Here is a 20902-nt window from a genome sequence, read left to right as displayed (position 1 = left end):
CTTGGCCGCGAGCGACTGCTAGCATGTCCGGATGCACGTCAAGCAACCCATCCTCCTGGCCTGGAGCGGCGGCAAGGACGCCGCCTGGACACTGGAGCGGCTGCGTAGCGACCCGCGCTGGCATGTCGCTGCCCTGCTCTGCACCTTCGACCCTGATCGGGCGATCAGCAGCCGCCAGGGGGTCGCGCTGGACGTGCTGCGTGCCCAGGCCCGCGCCGCCAGACTGCCGTTGCGGCTGATGCCGCTCGCTACGGGCGCCTCGAACAACGCCTACCGGGCCGCCTTCTCCGATGCGCTGGAGTCCGCCCAGCTGCTGGCGCCCGGGCTGACCGACATCGCGTTCGGCGACGTGCACCTCAGCGACATCCGCGACTGGCGTGAGCAGCTGTGCCGGTCATTGGGCTTCACCGCGCACTTCCCGCTGTTCGGATCCGAGCCCGAGGCGCTGGCCCGCGAGATGATCGACGGCGGCCTGCGCGGCTGGCTGTGCCAGGTCGACAGCAGGCAGCTCGACCCCGGCTTTCTCGGCCGCGACTTCGACCACGACCTGCTCGACGCCCTGCCCGCCGGCGTCGACCGCTGCGGCGAGCGCGGCGAGTTCCACACCGTGGTCACGCACGGTCCGATGTTCGACGAGCCGCTGACCGTGCGCCGCGGCGAGCGCTGGGTCGAGGACGAGCGCTTCCACCTGATGGCCACGCTGCTGGATTGAACAGGGCTCGCCGCCGCCCCATAGGGTGCGGCTGGCCGCACCGAACACGCCGTTCGAACGCCAGTTTCGGTGCGCCAAGGCACACCCCATGAACAGTGACAGTCCCGCCCACCCCCGCACAGCCACGCGCCTCCCTGTGGGCGACGTCCTTGCGCGCGACCTTGCGAGCGCGGACTGACCCCTGACTGCGGAAGGTCGAATCTCTGCGGTCGCGGCCATGTCCGCTCCTACACAAGCAGCGCTCCGTCGCCGTTGCAGGAGCGCACATGGGCGCGACCGCGGACCTTTGCTCCAACCTCGGTCCGTGGAATTTCCGTGACGCTCCGGCCGCGCCCAAGGACGCTCCCACAAGAGAAGCGAACAGCAACATAGGGTGCGGCTGGCCGCACCGGACACGCCGTTCGAACGCCCATATCGGTGCGCCAAGGCACACCCTATAAAGAGTTGCCGCCCAAACGACACGGCCACGCGCTGCCCTGTGGGAGCGCCCTCGGGCGCGACCGCGGACTTTCGCTCCAATCGCGGTCCGGGGCAGATCCGCAGCGCCGCGGTCGCGCCCAAGGGCGCTCCCACAAGAGAAGCGATCAGCGCCGCAGTGGGTGCGGCTCGCCGCACCTGACATGCCGTTCAACTTAGCGGCTCGATGCGCCAAGGCACACCCCATGAAGATTTGCCGTCCCGCCCCACTGGCGAACCCCCAAAACGAACGGCCGGGACATGCCCGGCCGTTTGCTGTTGCCTTCAAACCCCCGAAACGCTTACTGCTCGTAAGCTCCCAGGAAGCGCGTGGCGGCGGCAGCGTAGTCGCCGCGGGTGACGTGGGTGGCCGGGTCGAAGTGGGCCTTGAGCGTCGGCTGCAGGTCGAACGGGCCCTGACTGATGCTGAAGCGGGCCGGCAACAGGTTGAGGTCCAGCGCGTACTGCACGTAGCCGCGCAGGCTCGGGTCGATGCCGGCCTGGTCCTCGATCACGATGCGCTTGCCGTCATGGGCCACGGTGATATCGCCCGCATGGCTGCGCGCCTCCCCCTGCAATCCCAGCGACTGGACCAGGGCGTAGGCCAGCTCCTGCCTGCTCACCTTGGCCGTTGGCTGGAACTGGCTGCCGCTGCTGCGCAGCACCCGGTCCTGCTGATGGAAGGTGTCGCGCAGGGTCGCGCCCCTGGCGCTGACGCCCTCGACGAAGGGGAACAGGCTGTTGGTGGCCGACACGTCGCCAAAGCTCGGGCCCGCGAACGGATCCATCTGCCGCACCGCCATGCCCATCAGCATGAACTCCGCCAGCTCGCGCTTCTTGAGCAGGTCATTGGGACGGAAGCGGCCGTCGGTGCCGGTATCCAGCAGGCGCTTGCTGACGCCGAACTCGACGAAGCCCTGGGCCGGATGGCCGGCGACGTCATTGAGCCCGGTATAGCCGTCGGTGCGCAGCTGCTTGAGGTTGACCCGCACCGCGCCCGGCGCGCCGTAACCGTTGGTGACCTGGGCCGGATCGAGGTTGTTGCCCGAGACCGAGCCGATGCCGCGCACGGTCAGGGTCCAGGTGCCCGGAACGCCCGGCGCCGAGGCGGCGATGTTCTGGCCCAGCACCGGCAGCGAAATCGAAGACCCATAGCGCTTGCCGTTCGGATCGATCAGGACCAGGGCGACGGTGTTGCTGCCGACGTTGGCGCGGGCATTGACCATCGAGATGCCGGGTGCGACCTGGAACTGCACCTCACCGGTCGGGCCGACCGGGCTGAAATTGATCGTGTGGTCGACGCTGCTGGCCACCGAGACCTGGGCATTGGCATTGAACTGGCGCTTGGCGTTCACCGTGCTGCCGAACTGCCCGGCCCCCAGCGCCGCCTGCACGGCGGCATAGGTGTTGACGTAGCCGGCGCCCACTTCCCAGGCCTCGCGACCGGGGATGTTGGTCGCGGTGTCCTGAAGGATCTGCTTGACCTCGCGCCAGCTCAGCGACGGGTTGGCCTCCAGCATCAGGGCCACCACGCCGGAGATATGCGGCGCGGCCATCGAGGTGCCGGACTTCTTGCTGTAGTACGGCGCATAGGCCGGGCCGATCTCGTTCACCTCGTCATCGATAGCCAGCAGGTCCAGCGGGCCGCTGGTCGAGGCGCGGGCCGAGTAGATGTCCACGCCCGGCGCGGTGACCGTCGGCCGGTCCTCCCAACTGAAGGTTTCACCGTCGACCACCACGCTGCCACCGCGACCCTTCTCGCCGCGCGAGGAGAAGCCCGCAAGACGGCCCTTCTTGTCGCCCGCGGCCACGGTAATCACCCACGGCGCCTTCTTGAAGTTGCCGGTGATGGTGCCCTCACCGGCGCCCGAGTTGCCGGCGGAGAAGACCACGATCACGCCACGGTCGGCCAGCGCCTTGGTGGCGATATTGGTCGGGTTGTCCGGATTGAACGCGGTGCCGGTGTCGCTGGTCTGGCCGAAGGAGTTCGAGACCACACGGATGTTGTAGTCGGCCTGGTGGGTCAGCGCGTAGTCGAAGCCGCCGATGGTGTCGAGAATGAACAGGGCCGCGCCCGAGCCGTAGCCGACGATGCCCGCGCCCGGGGCCACGCCTTCCATCTCGCCGCGTGACTGCGCACCGTTGGCGCCGATGATGCCGGCGACGTGCGTGCCGTGACCGCCGGCAATGTCGGTGTTGGGGATGTTCTCCTGGTAGGTGATCGGCAGCATGTCGTCGAACGAGCGCAGGTTGGTCTGCGCCAGCACGTTCTGCTTCACATGCTGCGGATACTTCAGGTCGTTGTGCGTGCCATCGACACCCGAGTCGTTGACCAGCACGCCGACGCCCTTGCCGCTGAACGGAACGCCCCGGCTGCGCAGGTTGGGATCGACCCGCAGGCGGTCGACGCCGGTCAGGGCGGTGGCCTCGCGGTTGTCGTAGTCCAGCGGATGGTTCAGCCACACCGAACGCACGTCGTCCATGCCCATCAGCGCCTGGATCTGCGCCGGGGTCGCCATCACGCCCGCAATCGGCAGCGAGCGCATGCCGACACCGGTGAGGCCAAGGTCGGCCAGCCGCTGGTACTGTTCGGCCGTCACCGGGCCCTCGCCATCAAAGCTGACGATCACCTCGAGCGGTTCGCCCACCGGCGTCGCAGGCAGCAGGGATTCCAGCGCAGGATCCATCTGGCGCGCCCCGGCCAGCATCGGGGAAGCAAGCATCGCAGCGGCAAGCAGGCTGGCGCGCCAGCAGAAGGTACGACGGTGCATGAAACGGCCCTCGGCAGAGATTCAGGTGGCCGACACCATGCGAGGTTCGGGCGCCTTCAAATATCCGGTGGGGCCCCCATCGGGCCTGGTGGGATTCCCTCAGGGCCGGGCGCGGGTGCGCGCCAGCGGACCACGGCAGAGTCCTGCTGCGCCTTGCACCGGACAGTTGTTCCGGCCGAATCGGTAACGTCAAGGCCGGGCGACGGCCGGACCTCATAGGGTGCGGCCTGACCGCACCGTGCATACCGTCCGCAGGCCCGTATCGGTGCGTCAAGGCACACCCTTTGGGGCTGCTCCTACCTGACGCCGCTCCCTCCACCACACCGCGATGCCATTCGTGCCGAGGTACCGAAACACGAACGGCGCCGACAACGTGATGGTTCGCCCTTCGATACCTCAGGGCGAACGGATACCTCTCAGCCCGCGGATCTGACGCCCCGCCCCTCCGCCACGGCGCGATGCCGTTCGTGCTGAGGTATCGAGGCACGAACGGCCTCGGCAGCGTGAGGCTTCGTCTTTCGAAACCTGAGGGCGAACGGCTCCATTCAAGGCCGGCACCCGGACTGAGCATCCAGTTCCGGCGTACAGAGATCCAGGATGGTGACCGGCTTTCCGCAAAGCGCCGCCGCCCCCCGACCACAGCGAACTCAACCCCGCCAACTGGGCCGCTTCTGCGCGAGCGCCGGGAGTCTGGGCCAGGAAAGCGCACTCCGACCGCTTTCCCAGCTGACCCCTTTCCCCGCATGGCCTCGTGATGCGCTGGGCTTGGTGCTATGTTTCGCTGGCAACCTGCGGGGAGCGACTGATGAAGCGAATCGTGCTGATGCTCTTGTGGGCAACGCTAGCGGCCTGCGCGACGCCTTCCAGAGAACCCGCTTCCGCCGCGTATCGTGCCCTCGCACGGCTGCCGTTGGAGATCTGTCAGCGCGAGGGCATCAGGGAGCCCCTGCTCTGCGGCGAACTGATGGTCTTCGAGAACCGCGCTGCAAAGAGGGGGCGGAAGATCCCCATCAGCATCGTCGTGGTCCCGGCCAAATCGCCCAGCAACTCTCGGACGGCCTGGATCGAGCATATCGGTGGGCCGCGCTTCTCGATGATCGCCAACGCCGTCGAGTTCGCCGAAGGCGGCTCGCTGGAATGGTTCCGGGAGACTCGCGACGTTGTGCTGATCGACCCGCGCGGCCTGCATGAGTCCCATCCGCTTTTCTGCAAGGCGCTGGCGCTGCCGAGGATTCTCGAACGCTACTACCCCGCCGATCGGGTCGCCGCCTGTCGCGAGGAGATCGACCGTATCGCGGATGCCCGTCACTACACGACGCTCAACGCGATCGACGACTTCGAGGACATCCGACGCTGGCTGGGCTATGAGCAGTGGGACGTCGGCGGCTGGTCGTTCGGCGGTCGATTCATGCTGACCTATCTGCACCGGCATCCGGAATCGATCCGCTCCATCTTCCTCTCATTTCCCGCCGATCTTCAGTTTCTGCGCCCACTGCACTACGCGCGCTTCGGCCAGATGGGCTTCGATCACCTGGCCGGCTACTGCGCACGGGATGCCGAATGCCAGGCCGCCTTCCCCTCACCCGCAACCGATCTCGCCAGCGTCCTCGACCGACTGCGCCGCGCACCGCTGCAGGTCAAGTTTGTGGACCCGGACACCGGACTGCCCGTCACCCGCACGCTGACCCACGAGATCCTCGCCGACGAACTGTGGAGCTGGCTGCTGGAGAACGGTCGCGCGCGACAGATTCCCTATGTGCTACGGCGCGCAGCAGAAGGCGACTTTGCGCCATTCCTGGAGATCGCCGTACCCGACGCGCCGCAATCGGCCGAACCCGAAGGCCACTATTTCGCCGTGGTCTGTGCTGAGGAAACCCTGCACATCCCCCGCGACCAGATCGCAGCACTCACACGCGAGACCTTTCCCGGAGACTATATGGTGAAGGAGTATCTTGAAGCCTGCGAAGCCTGGGGCGAACCGCCGCATCCCGAGATGCCACTGCAGCCCAGGCCCACGGACGTCCCACTCCTGGTCTTCACCGGCGATATCGACCCGGTGGCCCAGCCCGAAGTCGGCGAGCAGATCGTTCGCGGTTTCAGTGACGCGCGGCATATCTCCCTGCCCGGCATCGCACACGGACTGGACGGCGTCGAGAACTCCGGATGCTACGACCGCATCCTCACCCAGTTTCTCGAACAGGCCAGCACCCGTCATCTCGACACCAGCTGCCTTGGTTCGATGAAACCGCCCCCGTTCCGACTGCGCTAGCCCCATCCGCTTCGAGCCGGAAAAGAATCATGGAGCGGATCCAAACCCACTCCGCTTCATCGACGTCGAAAGGTCGGCGCCGTTGCCCAGATGTGTGGTGCAGCGCGAGAGCGTCGCTCCGCCCGCTACATTCCGACTTCCTGACGAGTTCGACCAGGCCACCGTCTGCGCCCCCGACCGGCGAAGCTGCGCCTCACTCCGAAGGTGCCACGGGTTTCCTCTCGTCCGCAGATTCGCGAACTTCGGCAGCGGGATCAGCCGCGCCCCGTCGCTGCACCCGTCGGACGTTGTCAGCGAGCGGCACGATGCTGAGCTCGGTCTCGCCGGGGATGAAATAGAACAGGAAGCCGGTGTTCTTGCCGACCAACTCCGCCTCGATGACCGAGCCGTCCTGAAACTCGATGCGGTGGTCGACCTCGGCCTTGCCCTCCGCCAGGCGCTTGCGCACTTCCGATCCGCTGCCGGCGGCGAAACCGATGTAACCGAAGACCAGCACACAGGCCGAGTACGCCAGCCAGGCATTCACCAGCGGCGTGTCCTTCCGAAGTGCCTGCTCACCGCCCTGGGCGAGACGACGTTTGCGTGCAAGGCGCTGGATCCACATGGTGTAGGGATAGAGCAGGGCCACCAGCAGCACGAGCACGGCGAGGCGTCCGGGGCGCTCGGTCAACAGCGCGATCGGGCTGATCAGCACGTCCAGCGCATCGGACCAGGCGAGAAAGTTGACCCCGAGCAGGCCGTAGAACAGCGACTGGTTGGCGATGCCGAGGATCAGCAGGTAGACATAGCCCAGGGCCAGCAGCTCCGATACGGCGGGCGTGGTGGAGCGGGCGCTGGTCGCAGGCGGTGCTGTGGGCTGGTCTGTCGACACGTTCTGCCCTTCCGGTGGCGGAGGGCGCAGCCTATCGGCCCCGATGCGCAAGGTCCATCAATGCGCGGCGGCCGGCATGGCACTCGATCGATCAGCCCGACTCCCGAGCGTCCGGCGCAGCCGGCGCTGAAAGAGGCAAGTCATCAAGAAAGGACTGCAGCGCCGCCACCGTCTCCGCGGCGCCCTCCTCCTGCGGCACGTGGCCAAGATCCTCGAACACCACCAGCTTGCTGTTCGGCACCGCAGCGTGGAAGCGCTGCCCTGCCGCCGGTGGGATCAACCGGTCGCGGCCGCCCCAGAGGATCAGGGTCGGCTGGGTGATGGCGGACACGGGCAGTTCACTGGCACGGGGTCCGGATCGGCCGAAACGTGCCTGCAGCGCCGCGCGATTGCCGGAACGCGTCGCAAGGTCGAAGTAGCGATCGACCAGTTCCGGCGTGACCCGCGAAGGGTCCCCGTAGACATTGCGCAGGCTCGATTCGATCACGCCGCGAGGCAGCACCCGCTGCAGGATCGGCGCCGCCCATTTCATCCGCGCCAGGCGGAAGCCGATCGGCACCGAGCGCGGCGCGGACGCTGCAGCCGCCGCGGCGTCCGCAGCCGGCGCGCCCGAGGCATCGACCAGCACCAGGGCCGCGACGCGATCGGGATGCGCCAGGGCCGCCTGCCAGGCGATGCCGCCCCCATAGGAGTTGCCGCCCAGCACCACCCGTTCCACCCCCAGCCGCTCGAGCACCGCCATCAGCACCTGAACCTGCCGCTTCATCGAGTAGTCGTGCGCGGGATCCGGCCCGGTCAGCCCGAACCCGGGCAGATCGTAGCGGATCACGCGACGCGTCGGCCTCAGCGCCTCGGTCCACCCCTGCCAGGTATGCAGCGAGTCGCCCGTTCCGTGCAGCAGCACGATCGGCTGCGGATCATCGCGCGGCCCCTCGTCGCGCAGGTGGACAGGCAACCCCATCACCGCCTCGATCCGCGAAGGCGGCGCTCCCCAGCGGTCGATCAGCGCTTCCACGGGCTGATCCGGCGCCCAGGCCCAGACAATGAAACCGCCCACCAGCATGAGGACGACGAGCGACGAGGCGAGCGCAGCGCGGAGCAGCCGGCGAAACAAGCTTCGGGCCATGTTCTCTCCGTGGGCAGAACGACTGCCACACTCTAGTCGTTCGGGGGCGGTATAGCCCTACTCGCCTTCCCTCTCTCGCTTCACCGCCTCCAGCAGGCGCAGTGCGATGAGATCCTTCTCTCGTCCCATCGCCCGCTTCTGGCGGATCAATTCGTCCAGACCAAGGATGGAGAAGTCCACCCCTTCAAGACGGACGGTCTCGAAGCGCGTGCACAGATCCTCGTAGCGATCGTCCCTGCCGATGAAGCCCAGCACATCGAGCGGCCCCGCGTCGGTCATCAGCAGCAGATGCTTCCCGGCGAGGATGTCCTCGCGGACCGGCTTCAGCGGAGGAGCATGACCGCGGTAGCGGGCGTTGATCTCGTCGAACGCGGCAAGCAGCCGGTCTGCGTTCTTTTCGTCTACCCGGACAAGCGTGTCGAGATCGAACGTGGTGACCGGCGCGCCGTGCAGCACGGCCGCCACGCCCCCCACCACGGCGAACTCAACCCCGTGGCGCTGCAGCGCTGCCAGGATCGTCTGAAAGCTGGGTGACATGGCGGCGCGCTGCGTGGATAAAGGCGAGGCGAGACTCCAGCTCGGCAAGGCGCTGCGCCGGCGTCAGGGACAGCATCCAGCGCACCAGGCTGAGGTCGTGCTGATCGGCGTCTTCCGGATGTGGCGGAGCTTGCTGCGGGTCCATGCCGCGATGATAGGCCGGTCGACCGGGTGGGGACAGGGCTCAGGCGATACAGGCCGGGCACGACCCCGACTACCTGGCGGCGCCCGCCCCACCCCAAGCCGTTCGTGCTGAGGTATCGAAGCACGCACGGCCGTCGCAACCTGAGGCTTCGCCCTTCGATACCTCAGGGCGAACCAGCGTCATAGGGTGCGGCTCGCCGCACCGTGCGTACCGTCCGAATGCGCGTATCGGCGCGCCAAGGCACACCCTATGGGCTGCTGCTCGGACACCCCGCCCTAACCGCCACGCCCGACGCCGATCGTGCTGAGGTATCGAAGCACCAAGGGCCGCCGCAGAATGGGGGTTCGCCCTTCGATACCTCAGGGCGAACCCGCGTCATAGGGTGCGGCTCGCCGCACCGTGCTTGCCGTCGGAAGGGCCGTATCGGTGCGCCCAGGACACACCCTATGGGCTACCGCTCTGTCGCCCCGCCCTCCCCGCCACGCCCAATGCCGTTCGTGCTGAGGTATCGAAGCACGAACGGCCTCGGCGACCTGACGCTTCGCCCTTCGATACCTCAGGGCGAACGAGTCCAGCGTCATAGGGTGCGGCTCGCCGCACCGTGCGTACCGTCAAGCGGCCCTTCCCGGCGCGCCAAGGCACACCCGATGGCGCTGCGCCTGACCTGTCATCATGCCCGCCCCGCTCCGGCGTTCAACCGCCAGTGGGAACAAACCGATTCGACTCGTAGTAGAAGCCCTCAACACCGTTGTCGCCGATCATCTTCACCGAGGTCATCGGCCAGCCGCCCTCTGCGGAGTCGTGCCCGACACCGGTTCCAATGAACGGCGGCTGCCCCCTGCCGGTCTCCTGCAGCTCGAAACGGAAGCTGGCCTCGCCCTGGCTGAGCATCCGTCCGCTGAAACGGCAGGTCGTGGAAGGCGGGTCGCCGAGGATGCGGAGACACAGCGTGCCGTCGCTGCGGATCTGCAGTTCGCCATTGGCGGGGTCACCGTAGATGCCGAACCTGACGCGCTCTCGCGACCAGGGCTCGACACGGATGTCGATCTCGTCGACGCCGTGCACGCGACCGGTGTAGTCGTAAGCCGCGGCACCGCGCGGCTCGCTGCGGGTCTTCAGCTGCAGCGGGAACGCGCCGCCTTCGACCGTCGAGACCGGGTCGCCAAAGGCCTGATCCAGCAGGTCGCCCAGCCGATTGCGCAGGTAGCGCACCTGCAGCTCTGCGCGGCCCGAAGCGGACGGCAGGGGCTCGCCGATCAGCACTGGAGTATCGGACAAATGGGCGCCGGGAAAGGGTTCCACCGTGGCGCGCAGGACGCCCTCCGGATCGACATGCCCGCTGACCCAAAGGCTTCGCTTCGGGCCGCCCTGCCCCTCGACGGTGAAGTCCCCATTCAGATAGCCGCTGACCCGATAGCCATCCATGCCGGGCAACCCCGCCGGCGCAGCCAGGCTGCACGCCGAGTCGCTGAGCGGCAGCAGCCGCTGCAGCGTTGCCTGGCCTTCTCCGTATTCGGAATCCAGCCCGCGCCAGCGCAGCAGCGCAGTGCGGCAGTCACTGAACTGCAGGTTGACCTCGCCCCACTCCGGCAGCTGCAGCGTTTGCGGGTCGAACACGCCAAAACGCATGCCCTGCGGTGCCAAAGCCTCGCCGCGCAGTGTGTCGCCCTCGACCCTGGCTTCGATGTACAGGGTGAGCGGCCGGCCGTGGGTGTCGAAGGCGTGCCAGAAGACCAGCGCGCGTCCGGCGTCGATCCGTTCGACGGTCAGACCGTGGCCGGGGTGCGCCGGATCAAACCAGCTGCCGTCGAGTCCAGGAGGCAGCGCATGCGCCGGCCCCTGCGCCAGCAAGCCACCGAGCGCACAGGCCAGGGCCAGCCAGCGCCCCCGTGATGCGGTCATCGTGGCCAGGCTCATGGCTGATCCTCCTGCAGTACCGCCCTCATCGACAGCCCTCGGCTGCCGTTGCTTGCCATCAGCTCGACGTAGAAGCGGCGGATGATCACCAGGTAGTAGACACCGAAGCGCGCCAACCCCTGATAGGACGGCTCGTCAGGATCAAGCGAACTCAGCTCGAGGTCGTAGAGGTCCTCGCCCACCGGGGTCACCCGACCCTGCATCAGGCAGTCGGTCGAGACATCGGCCTCCAGCCGCAGGCAGATCGCGCCATCGTCCTCGACACGCACCTCCAGAGTCGGCAGATCTGCCGCCGCCTCCCCGGGCCGGGTGGGGTCGGCAATCGTCGTGACGTAGCGCCCGGCAAGCAGATCGCCGCGCGGCCAGCCCGGCGACTCGACTCCCAGGCGAAACTCGGTGGGCGCCTCGGCCGAAGCATCCGCGAAATGCAGCCCGGATGCCCGGCTGCCGTCCTCGTTCAACTGCAGCGTGGAGGAGAATTGCAGGACCGGCTGCGTCGGACGCAGCTGCTCGGCCTGCTGGCCGAACAGGGCGTTCGACCAGGTGTTGTCCAGTACCTGCCAATCCAGCTCGACCTCCCCGGGCGCCGACCCGGCAGGCCTGCCCTCCAGGAGCAGAGGCCAGTGCCCCGGACGGGCAACCAGGACATGGCCGTTTGCGGCGACCCCTCCGGTCAGCCGCACCGGATCACGGTACTGGATGAGAAGGTCATTCGAGAGCTGGATCTCCGCCTGCAGAGCGCTGCCGCGCAGGCCTGCCAGGTCCGACGCGGCGGTAAGAGAACAGTGCGGATCCCGCGGCGGCAGCAGTCGGGTCAGCGGGATCTCGCCCTGGCCGTAGCCCGCCTCAACTGAGTCGTAGCGCAGCACTGCCTGGTTGCAGTCGAGAATCTCCAGGCTCACCTCGCCCCAGACCGGCAGCTCCAGCTCGTCCGGATCGAAGCTGCCAAAGCGCATGCCCATCGGCGCCAGCGCCGTGCCCACCAGCCGGTCGCCTTCCAGCGCGGCCTCGATATACAGCGTCAGCGGCCGGCCCTCGGGGTCGAAAACGTGCCAGAACAGCAGCGCCCGCTCGGTGTCGATCCGCTCGAACGTCAATCCATGCCCCGACTGAGGCGGGCTGTACCAGCTGCCCTCCAGACCCGATGGCAACCCCGCCTGCGCCGACCCGGCCAGGCAAGCCGCCAGGGCCGCGACCCTGCATAGTGGTTTCATCACTCGCTCCGTATGTCGTTGTTATTCCGCCCGCCGATCTGCGTCGGCGCAGGAGGAATGACAGTGGTTCGGGAGGCTAAGTTCAATTCCGTCCATGCAACACTGTGTGTTGAAAACGGACTGCGCCAGGACAAAGGGCGCGCGCGGCGCGGCGGGCTGCCGCGTGACAACCAGGAACCCGGCGGCCCAGCATACCGAGACTCGCCCGCGTGACCCGCGCAGCTAGCGAACCTTCTCCGCGAATCGCTGTCTGTGGTGGGCGAGAAACGCGGCCTGCTCCGGCCGAAAGCGCTCGACTTTCCTCGCGGGATCGAGATGCCATCGTTCCATCACGTCAGCCGGGAGCGACGGATGCACGTGCATCCTGCCGTCGTCTTCGAAAGTGATGAGTTTGCTATCGAATAGGACATCCACGTGCGGCGAGAGCAGGAGGCCATTGTGAGGACTCAGTCGCTCGGCATTGCTGGAGTCGCGCCAGGCTTTGATATGACTGGCCCGAAGCACGCGTTGGTCGGTCACCCCAGTGACGCGACAAGCTTCGTCAGAGAGGATGACCCGGGTGCGGAATAGGCCCTGGCCAATGCGCGCCCTGGACAACTGGAGGCGCATCGTTTCGCTGAGGGTGTGGTCGGCCTCAATCAATCGCACATCTTCGAGCACTGCCTGAGAAGGCTCCTCCCTCTCGACCATAAAGGGTTCGGGCTCGGGAATCTGATACAAGTCCTCTCGAAGCAGCGCCAATAGCAGCTGACCGAGCGCATCGGAGATCGCGGCAAGGTAGCAGCCCTGGTTGCCGTGACCATTGGTCTGAATCGGCGAATGTCGAGCTGGCAGATGTGGCCCGATCACTGCAGCATGTTCCGTGGGTCGGATCGGCCTGGCGACCTGCCGAAACTGCACGGCGACGAGCCATCCTTCATCCGCCCAGTAGTCGCCAACGCTACCGAACTCAGTAGGCTTGGGAGCGCCGACCGCGGCCTCGACAACCCGCCCAATAGCTCCGATCTGGCCATGCGCGAACGAGAAGACGGTGTCGCCTACTCGCACGTGGCGCATGTTTTCGTAGGTCTGATTGAACGCCCCGTTCCGATTTCGGTAAGGCGACCAAAGATAGCCCCCGCGGACTTCGTGGTCTCGGGTCTGCTTATGGTTGACCCACCAGAACGCCATTCGCGGCCTCTCGTAATCAGCCCACCCTTCTTGGACCGGCGCGAGGCGACAGTCCCGGCAGACCCTACACCCTATCGCCTACCTAATACTTCCTTGCAACACTACGGAAGCCGACAAAACCACAAGCTTTAGAAAGGGACGACCAAGCTGCTGATCCCAACTTTATGGGCGCCACTATCGTCAATCGGAACCGAATCGGTCGCCGTCGTCAAGTACCGGATAAGCGAGCTCAACGGACTACACAATCTGCGCTTGTTTCGAGCTGGATCTGTGGAGGCCCAGAGCAACCGGCCCCTCAGAATCACGCCCCGCCGAGCTTGGATCTTCGCGACCATACCCTCTTGCCGGGACACAAGGATCTTTGTCATTCTCGCTCGGCTCCTAGGTTGGCGGGGACAGATCTTGGCCGGTGTGTGGATCGTAATTCTGATGTTCCTACCCATGCTCTCTGCGGCAGGCTTTGCGCTGCTATGGATGAGGGTGATTGGGCGCGACCGACGTCGTTCCCCGCTCAATGTCCAGCCCTTCCATTTTCCCGGTGAGAGCCTGAGGGCGCGGTTGGATGACCTGAGCGAAAAGTTTAACGAAGCGACTCTGATTATCGTTGTCACCGGACCGGTCACCATTGGCGCCTGGCTCGCGCTGCGTACCCAAGACTCTGGATGGGCGCAAACGGAGCTGCGCCTCCTTGACCTGATCATCTGGCTCTGCGCCTTTGCATTCCTTTGCTGGCACGTGGTCAAGCTGTTTCGGACAGGGCGAACGATGCGCCAGTACCGCGAGGGCTTGGCAGCGGAACTTGCGGTCGCGCAGTACCTACAGGTCCTACCCGAGCAGGGGTACCGAGTCCTGCATGACATCCCGGGCCAAGGCTTCAACATCGATCACGTCGTAATCGGGCGCAGCGCGGTGTTCGCCATCGAAACCAAGTCGCGCAAGAAGCCTCATGCCAAGGGCAAGGCATCAGCCCAAGTCGAGTTCAACGGCGCGCGCTTAGCCTTTCCCGACCACGTCGAGACGAAACCGCTGGATCAAGCTCGCGGCAACGCGCGCTGGCTGGAAGATCTGCTGCGCCGGGAACTTGGCGCGCCAATTCGTGTGGTTCCGGTGCTTGCCCTACCCGGCTGGTACGTCAACCTCACCCGCGAGGGTGCCATGAGCGATGTCCTGGTCAACAACTGCAAGGTGCCGAACTTCGTGAAGCAAGATCGTTTCGGGCCGCCCCTCACCGCTGGACAGGCTTCGGGTGTGCGGGCGGCGCTGCTGCGTCGCTATGAAATCGCTGCGGCAGAGGCGGCAGGGCGGAAGGCAGCGATCGGAGGTGAGCAGCATGTCGCCTAGCGCTTCCATTGGCGCACAGGCGCAGGCCACCTAGAGAAGAAACGCTACGTTAACACTTATTCTTGTTCTTGTTCTGATCCCTCCTTCTCGGGCTCCTTTCGGGATAAACCAAGCGTTGAAAGCCTTCCTTGGTCGGGAACTAAACTGGCGGGTCTAACCAATGAAAATTGAAGCAATTCGAATCCGCAACTTTCGCACGATCGAAGATCTATCCCTTAAGTTCCCGGATTCCTACACTGCCATTTGTGGCCCCAACGACTCGGGAAAGACAAACGTGCTGCGCGCGCTCCGCGCGATCATGCGGGACAACGACGACGCTCACTATTACCCCGGCGAGGAAGACGGAATATCGGTTAAAGACGACTACCCAAAGTGGCTTGAGACCCCATCAGAGGAGAGAGAAACTGAGATCTCTATCGAACTGCTGGTTCATCACGAGAGCGATGCCGGCTTGTATCAATTTCTGGTGCGACAGCTACAGCTGGAAACGAATTCGACTCCGCTAGCGCTTTCCCTGAAAGCTTCCTACAGAACAGAAAGATCCACTCCCTCAGTCTCAGTGATCTGCCGGTCAAGCACCTACGAAGGCATCGAAGCGCAAGAGGTCTTTAAAAGGCTTCAAACTTCTCGCAGCATTCTATTTCACGATTCGCCTCAGAACGAGCTAACGCGTTTTCGCTACAAGGAGGGACTCGGCTCGCTTCGCGACCTCTCGGGTGAGGGCGCCAAGAATCTAGAGAAACTCAAGAAGCAGCTGGAGAAAGGCCTCGGGAAAATTGCGCGAGGTCATCAACAGGAACTGGAGCGTCTGCTCGGAAGGCTAGAAAACAAATACAAGGTTGGCCTGACTATTCCGCCTATGGAGCTAGGGTGGCTACCGCTAAATCTAACCCTCGGCGACAGCAAGCACGATGTTCCGCTCGACAACTGGGGAAGCGGTACACAGAATCGGACGCTTATCCTCCACAGGCTGTTCCGCGCAAAGCAAATAAGTGAACTCGAAGCCTCCGCATCGAAACTTACTCCACTCATCGTAATCGAAGAGCCTGAGAGCTTCTTGCACCCCTACGCTCAGGCGGAATTTGGTCGAGTGCTTCAAGACCTTTCAGAAGAGTTCCAGATTCAGGTCCTCGTTACTACCCATAGCCCTTACCTTTTAAGCCAGACGAATCCTTCTTCAAATGCTCTCCTATCTCGAAAGACCCACTATGGCGCGCTTCGCGCGACACAACGCGTTGACAGTTCTGGAGACAACTGGATGGCCCCGTTTGGCCAAGCGCTGGGCATGAGCTCTGACGAGTTCAAGCCATGGAAGGCGCTTTTTGGCAGCCAAAGCGAATCAGTCCTGCTGGTGGAAGGAGAAACCGATCGCGAGTACTTCGAGATGCTAAGGGATCCCGCTCATGCAAACAACTCACTCCAGTTCGTGGGAGACATAATCCCCTACGACGGAGTAGGGACGCTGAAGAATACGATATTGCTTAGGTTCATTCGGAGCCGGTACGAGCGGCTTTTCATAACTTTCGACTTAGATATGCGAAGCGATGTAGAACGTTCGCTTTCATCCCTGGGCCTAAAGAAGGATGTCGACTTTCTGCCCATCGGAACTGACTCCGCCGGGAAGCGAGCCATTGAGGGGCTACTGCCCGAGTCTGTGCATCGCACTGTTTTTTCAGAGAATCCAAGCATCGTAATGGCAGCTACCAGCGGGACGCGGGAGGAAAGAGAGTCCGCGCGAAACCAATTGAAGAGGAAATGCTTGGAGGCCTTCAAATTGACAGCGAAGCCTGGTCCCGAGCACTTCGGAGGCTTCTACAAAGTAGTCAAGACAATAAATGCGGCATTAAAACGTCCACCACAGCAGTGACGACTTCGAATATCGAGGACCATAGGGAAATCAGAAAGCATTGAGAAACAGGGGTCAGAATGCACTTTTCATCGGTCCCCAGCCAACCGACCGGCCGGCTGCCTCGAACGTCACGTGCCACCCGTCCCGCTTGGAGAAGTCAAGCCGCAATCCGCTCAATTCTTCCGAGCTTGGCACCTAGCACCCGCCGTGCCTCTTCCAGGTCGAAGTCAGCCTGCAGTCCGAGCCAGAATCGCTCGCTCGTACCGAGGGCGGCGGCTAGGCGGACGGCGGTGTCGGCGGTGATGCTGCGCTTGCCGAGCACGATCTCGTTGATGCGGCGAGGGGGCACGCCCACGGCGCGGGCCAGGGCGTTCTGGCTGAGACCGAGCGGCTGCAGGAACTCTTCCAGAAGCACTTCGCCGGGGTGGATGTTGGGGAGGGTTTTCATCACGGCACCTGCGTATCAGTGGTAGTCGACGATTTCGACGTCGAAGGCGTCACCGCCCTTCCAGCGGAAACAGATTCGCCATTGATCATTGATCCGGATGCTGTGCTGGCCGCGCCGGTCGCCTTTCAGGGCCTCCAGCCGGTTTGCCGGCGCCACGCGCAAGTCTTCAAGGCTGGCAGCATTGTTGAGCATGCGGAGCTTTCGACGGGCGACCTGCTGAATGTCTGCGGGCAGGCGCTTCGAGGCAGTTCCGCCCCAGATCTTCTCGGCTTCCCTGTCGTTGAAGGTCCGGATCACCGCCCGATCATAACGCCATGCGTTATATAACGCAAAGCGTCATGCCCGCGATGGGCGGTTGACAGGGATGAACGGAGCGGGAGCTACGGTTGGGTGTGGCAGAGTCAGGGCTGATCGCCAGCAAGCTGGCTCCTACACGGGTTTATGCGGTGCGGTGGGCGAAGGCGATGGAGTCGCCGATGGTGGGCTCGCCTGTGAGCCGCCCCACCAGTCGATCCACGCCCAGGGCGACGCCGGAGCAGGCCGGCATGCCGGCGCTTAGCGCTTCCACCAGCCTTGCATCAAACGGCGGCACTACCCTGCCCGTCTCCTGCCTTGCCTGCTGTTCGGCCTTGAAGCGGCGTTCCTGTTCCTCGGCATCCAGCAACTCGTGGTAGCCGTTGGCGAGTTCGATAGGGCCTAGGTAGGCCTCGAAGCGTTCGGCAACCTGGATGCCGTCGACCTCGCGGAGCTGGGCCAGGGCGGCCTGGGTGGCGGGGTAGTCGTGGAGGAGGAGCAGCTCGTCGGGTTTGAAACTCGGCTGGAGGCGGTGGGTGATCAGCAGGTCGAGCCAGTCGTCGCGGGTCAAACCGCTGGGGTCGATGTTGAGCTCGCCGGCGGCCTGGATCAGGGTGTCGAGGGGGGCGCGGTGGGGGTCGATGCCGAGGCCCCGCTGGAACAGCTCGGCGTAGCTGACGCGGCGGACGCGGCAGGTCTGGCCGACCAGGGCCAGCGCGGCCTGGATCAGGTCGGCGACTTCGCTCATCAGGGTGTCGAGGCTGAAGCCGACGCGGTACCACTCGAGCAGGGTGAACTCGGGGTTATGGCGGGCGCCGGCTTCGCCATTGCGGAAGACGCGGCCGAGCTCGTAGCAGTCGCCGTAGCCGGCGGCGAGCAGGCGCTTCATCGCGAACTCGGGCGAGGTGCGCAGCCAGCGCTGGCGGGAGCCGGCGTGGGCGGGGCCGTGGAACTCGGTGCTGAAGCTCTCGATATGCCGGTCGACGGTGGCGTGGGCGGAGAGGATCGGGGTTTCTACCTCCAGCACGCCGCGCTGCTCGAAGAAGTCACGGATCAGCCTGTTCAGCCTTGCGCGCAGGCGCAGGGCTTCAAGCGTTGCGCTGGGCATCCAGAGCGGGCGGTCCTCGCTCATGGGGCGAGGTCGTGTTCGGCCAGCAGCTGGAGCAGCCGGGCTTCGTCCCAGACTTCCACACCGAGCTGGCGCGCCTTGTCGAGCTTGGAGCCGGCGGCCTCGCCGGCGACGACCAGGGCGGTCTTCTTCGACACGCTGCCGCTGACCTTAGCGCCGAGCTGCTCCAGCCGCGCACCGGCCTCGTCACGGGTCAGCGCGGACAGGCTGCCGGTAAGGACCACGGTCTTGCCGGTAAGTGGACCGCCCTCGCCCGCCGTCTGGCGGACGCGGCCGCGCAGTTCGCTGACCTGGCGTTCGGCAGTTTCAAGGCGTGGGGCCCAGTGGTCGTCGTCCAGCAGCGCGAACAGCGATGCGGCGGGGCCGGCCGGCACGCCGAGGGCGACCAGGCGCGGCTCGCCGGCCTCGCGCAGGGCGGCCAGTGAATCGATCTGTTCTGCGACGCGCTCGATGGAGGTGTCGCCGAGACCTTCCAGCGGCGCGCCGAGGCGCTTGGCGCCGAGGATCAGGCCGCCCAGGCCCAGCGACTTGACCAGGGCCGGGTCGACCTCGCCGCTGCTGGCGGGCTGCACGCCGGCGGCGAGCAGCTCGTCGATGATCTGCTGGTTATGCGCCTCGGCGAAGAAGGCGGCGATGGACTGGGCCACCTTGGGGCCGACATCGGGCACGGCCAGCAGGATCAGGGCGTCGGCGCGGCGGATGGCGTCGAGGTCACCGAAGCTGCGCGCCAGGGCCTTGGCGGTCTCCTCGCCGATCTGCAGGATGCCGAGCGCGAACAGCAGGCGCTCCAGCGTGCTGCGGCGGCTGGCCTCGATGGCCTCGATCAGGTTCTCGGCCCAGCGGGTGGCGATCTTGCCGGCCTTGACCGTCTCCGGCACGGCGCCGTCGCGCTCCTCGGCGCGGCGCTTCATCGCCAGCAGGTCATCGAGGCTGAGGCGGTAGAGGTCGGCCACCGATTTGACCAGGTCGAACTCGACCAGGTCGTCGATGATCTTCTCGCCCAGACCTTCGATGTCCATGGCGCGGCGCGAGGCGAAGTGGATCAGGGCCTGCTTGCGCTGGGCGGCGCAGTAGAGGCCGCCGCTGCAGCGGCTGGCGACCTCGCCCTCCTCGCGGACCACGGCCGAGCCGCAGACCGGGCAGGCGTCGGGCATGACATAGGCGGGGCCGCGCTTCGCGGGATCGATCTGCTCTGCGACCACGCGCACGACCTCGGGGATCACGTCGCCGGCGCGGCGGACGACCACATGGTCGCCGACACGCACGTCGAGGCGGGCGATCTGGTCGGCGTTGTGCAGGGTGGCATTGGTGACCACGACGCCGGCGACATTGACCGGGGCCAGGCGCGCCACCGGGGTCAGCGCGCCGGTGCGGCCGACCTGCACCTCGATCGCCTCGACCGTGGTGGTCTGCTCCTGCGCCGGATACTTGTGGGCAATGGCCCAGCGCGGGGCGCGCGAGACGAAGCCGAGCTGGCGCTGCTGGTCGTAGCGGTCGAGCTTGTAGACCACGCCGTCGATGTCATACGCCAGCACGTCGCGCTTCTCGCCGATGCGCCGGTAGTAGGCGAGCAGGCCGTCGAGGCCCTTTGCGGTGTCGACCTCGGGGCAGACCGGCAGGCCCAGCTCTCGCAGCCAGCGCAGGGTCTGCGAGTGGTTGGCAGGCAGTTCGACGCCTTCGACCACGCCGAGGCCATAGGCGTAGAAGGCCAGTGGGCGCGTGGCGGTGATCCGTGGGTCGAGCTGGCGCAGCGAGCCGGCGGCGCCGTTGCGCGGGTTGGCCAGGGTGCGCTCGCCCTTTTCACGGGCGCGGGCGTTGAAGGCCTCGAAGGCAGCACGCGGCATGTACACCTCGCCGCGCACCTCGAGCACGGCCGGCGGCGCCTCGCCGCGCAGGCGCAGCGGGATGGCGCGGATGGTGCGCAGGTTGGCCGAGACGTCCTCACCCGTGGCGCCATCACCGCGCGTCGCGCCGCGGACGAACAGGCCGTTCTCGTAGCGCAGGGAGATCGCCAGGCCGTCGAGCTTGGGTTCGACGGAGAAGGTCGGTTCGGCCTCCTCGACCTCGTCAACGATGCGGCGGACGAAATCGGCCACCTCGCGGAAGCGCTCCTCGTCGCTCTCGGCGCCCTCGACCTCGAAGGCGTTGTTCAGCGAGAGCATCGGGATGGCGTGCTGGACCTCCTCGAAGGCCGAGGACGGCGTCGCCCCGACCCGGGTGGTGGGCGAGTTGGGGTCGGCGAGCTCGGGGTGCTCGGCCTCCAGGTCCTCCAACTCGCGCACCAGGCGGTCGTAGTCGGCGTCGGTGATCGTCGGCTCGTCGAGCACATGGTAGCGGTGGTTGGCGTCGTCGATCTGCCGGCGCAGTTCGGCGACACGCTGGGCGGCGTCGGTCATGGGGTCCGGGAACGGCGGGGATGGGGGGGAGTTTAATGGGTGGGTGGGATGTCGAGGGGGGATGGCCGGGGTGAGGCGGGCGTGGATGGCTTGGGGTGGGCGGTGGGGTTGGGACGGTGGCATGGGGTCGCAGTTGTAGATGCTATGCGGGCCGTCCGCAGTTAAACCTCTAATTGGGACCAACCAACGGAGGCGAACATGCGAACGGCCCGCGAGTGGGAAGTGTATGTCGGAGAGGTGGTGTTGTTGGTGGCGCT

General features: G+C 65.8%; 14 protein-coding genes and 1 pseudogene. 4 read left to right on the top strand and 11 right to left on the bottom strand.

Annotated features, from left to right (window positions below; translation table 11 throughout):
• Positions 1-31 precede the first annotated feature (31 nt).
• Complete coding sequence (locus tag M0G41_RS04515) at positions 32-712, top strand: Dph6-related ATP pyrophosphatase (protein ID WP_248205664.1); 681 nt, start codon at positions 32-34, stop codon at positions 710-712.
• 1898 nt (positions 713-2610) lie between these two features.
• Here the strand turns inward: M0G41_RS04515 and M0G41_RS18890 are convergent.
• Positions 2611-3651 (bottom strand): annotated as a pseudogene (locus tag M0G41_RS18890) (S8 family serine peptidase); the annotation flags it as partial.
• A gap of 1198 nt (positions 3652-4849) precedes the next feature.
• Here M0G41_RS18890 and M0G41_RS04505 point away from each other — a divergent pair.
• Positions 4850-6208, top strand: a complete 1359-nt coding sequence (locus M0G41_RS04505; protein ID WP_248205655.1) for an alpha/beta fold hydrolase — start codon at positions 4850-4852, stop codon at positions 6206-6208.
• Positions 6209-6401: 193 nt separating this feature from the next.
• Here M0G41_RS04505 and M0G41_RS04500 read toward each other — a convergent pair whose 3' ends face one another.
• From M0G41_RS04500 to M0G41_RS04475, 6 genes are all read right to left on the bottom strand, one after another.
• Complete coding sequence (locus M0G41_RS04500; protein ID WP_248205652.1) at positions 6402-7079, bottom strand: hypothetical protein; 678 nt, start codon at positions 7077-7079, stop codon at positions 6402-6404.
• 91 nt (positions 7080-7170) lie between these two features.
• Complete coding sequence (locus M0G41_RS04495; RefSeq protein WP_248205650.1) at positions 7171-8205, bottom strand: alpha/beta fold hydrolase; 1035 nt, start codon at positions 8203-8205, stop codon at positions 7171-7173.
• A gap of 57 nt (positions 8206-8262) precedes the next feature.
• Positions 8263-8742, bottom strand: a complete 480-nt coding sequence (locus tag M0G41_RS04490; protein ID WP_248205647.1) for a hypothetical protein — start codon at positions 8740-8742, stop codon at positions 8263-8265.
• 838 nt (positions 8743-9580) lie between these two features.
• Positions 9581-10804: a hypothetical protein gene (locus M0G41_RS04485; RefSeq protein ID WP_248205643.1), complete on the bottom strand. Its 1224-nt coding sequence runs from the start codon at positions 10802-10804 to the stop codon at positions 9581-9583.
• Positions 10801-12018 carry a hypothetical protein gene (locus M0G41_RS04480; protein WP_248205641.1) on the bottom strand — a complete coding sequence of 406 codons (1218 nt, stop codon included), beginning with the start codon at positions 12016-12018 and terminating at the stop codon, positions 10801-10803. The genes M0G41_RS04485 and M0G41_RS04480 overlap by 4 nt, the downstream gene beginning before the upstream one ends.
• Before the next feature lie 222 nt (positions 12019-12240).
• Positions 12241-13188, bottom strand: coding sequence for an HNH endonuclease (locus M0G41_RS04475; protein WP_248205639.1), 948 nt, complete (start codon positions 13186-13188; stop codon positions 12241-12243).
• A 429-nt stretch (positions 13189-13617) separates the two neighbouring features.
• Here M0G41_RS04475 and M0G41_RS04470 point away from each other — a divergent pair, with 429 nt between their 5' ends.
• Together M0G41_RS04470 and M0G41_RS04465 are read left to right on the top strand one after the other, a co-directional pair.
• The gene (locus M0G41_RS04470; RefSeq protein ID WP_248205635.1) at positions 13618-14529 is read left to right on the top strand and encodes a nuclease-related domain-containing protein; all 912 of its coding nucleotides are present in this window, start codon (positions 13618-13620) and stop codon (positions 14527-14529) included.
• A gap of 160 nt (positions 14530-14689) precedes the next feature.
• Positions 14690-16396 carry an ATP-dependent nuclease gene (locus tag M0G41_RS04465; protein WP_248205632.1) on the top strand — a complete coding sequence of 569 codons (1707 nt, stop codon included), beginning with the start codon at positions 14690-14692 and terminating at the stop codon, positions 16394-16396.
• Between the two features lie 139 nt (positions 16397-16535).
• Here the strand turns inward: M0G41_RS04465 and M0G41_RS04460 are convergent, their stop codons facing one another.
• From M0G41_RS04460 to ligA, 4 genes are all read right to left on the bottom strand, one after another.
• Positions 16536-16826 carry a HigA family addiction module antitoxin gene (locus M0G41_RS04460; RefSeq protein WP_248205629.1) on the bottom strand — a complete coding sequence of 97 codons (291 nt, stop codon included), beginning with the start codon at positions 16824-16826 and terminating at the stop codon, positions 16536-16538.
• Between the two features lie 15 nt (positions 16827-16841).
• Positions 16842-17123 (bottom strand): type II toxin-antitoxin system RelE/ParE family toxin, encoded by a 282-nt coding sequence (locus M0G41_RS04455; RefSeq protein ID WP_248205627.1) that lies wholly within the window; start codon positions 17121-17123, stop codon positions 16842-16844.
• Positions 17124-17265: 142 nt separating this feature from the next.
• Positions 17266-18228 carry an EF-P lysine aminoacylase EpmA gene (epmA, locus tag M0G41_RS04450; RefSeq protein WP_425511231.1) on the bottom strand — a complete coding sequence of 321 codons (963 nt, stop codon included), beginning with the start codon at positions 18226-18228 and terminating at the stop codon, positions 17266-17268.
• Positions 18229-18248: 20 nt separating this feature from the next.
• Complete coding sequence (gene ligA, locus M0G41_RS04445; RefSeq protein WP_248205624.1) at positions 18249-20645, bottom strand: NAD-dependent DNA ligase LigA; 2397 nt, start codon at positions 20643-20645, stop codon at positions 18249-18251.
• Positions 20646-20902 lie beyond the last annotated feature (257 nt).

It is taken from the genome of Pseudomarimonas salicorniae (assembly GCF_023156535.1).
Classification (GTDB): Bacteria; Pseudomonadota; Gammaproteobacteria; order Xanthomonadales; family Xanthomonadaceae; genus Pseudomarimonas; species Pseudomarimonas salicorniae.
This window is presented reverse-complemented; position numbering and strand designations above follow the sequence as displayed.

Coding starts and splice junctions, on each gene's coding strand:
- M0G41_RS04515 (WP_248205664.1), top strand. CDS start 32: ATGCACGTCAAGCAACCCATCCTCCTGGCCTGGAGCGGCGGCAAGGAC.
- M0G41_RS04495 (WP_248205650.1), bottom strand. CDS start 8,205: ATGGCCCGAAGCTTGTTTCGCCGGCTGCTCCGCGCTGCGCTCGCCTCG.
- M0G41_RS04490 (WP_248205647.1), bottom strand. CDS start 8,742: ATGTCACCCAGCTTTCAGACGATCCTGGCAGCGCTGCAGCGCCACGGG.
- M0G41_RS04485 (WP_248205643.1), bottom strand. CDS start 10,804: ATGAGCCTGGCCACGATGACCGCATCACGGGGGCGCTGGCTGGCCCTG.
- M0G41_RS04480 (WP_248205641.1), bottom strand. CDS start 12,018: ATGAAACCACTATGCAGGGTCGCGGCCCTGGCGGCTTGCCTGGCCGGG.
- M0G41_RS04475 (WP_248205639.1), bottom strand. CDS start 13,188: ATGGCGTTCTGGTGGGTCAACCATAAGCAGACCCGAGACCACGAAGTC.
- M0G41_RS04470 (WP_248205635.1), top strand. CDS start 13,618: ATGTTCCTACCCATGCTCTCTGCGGCAGGCTTTGCGCTGCTATGGATG.
- M0G41_RS04465 (WP_248205632.1), top strand. CDS start 14,690: ATGAAAATTGAAGCAATTCGAATCCGCAACTTTCGCACGATCGAAGAT.
- M0G41_RS04460 (WP_248205629.1), bottom strand. CDS start 16,826: ATGAAAACCCTCCCCAACATCCACCCCGGCGAAGTGCTTCTGGAAGAG.
- epmA (WP_425511231.1), bottom strand. CDS start 18,228: ATGCCCAGCGCAACGCTTGAAGCCCTGCGCCTGCGCGCAAGGCTGAAC.
- ligA (WP_248205624.1), bottom strand. CDS start 20,645: ATGACCGACGCCGCCCAGCGTGTCGCCGAACTGCGCCGGCAGATCGAC.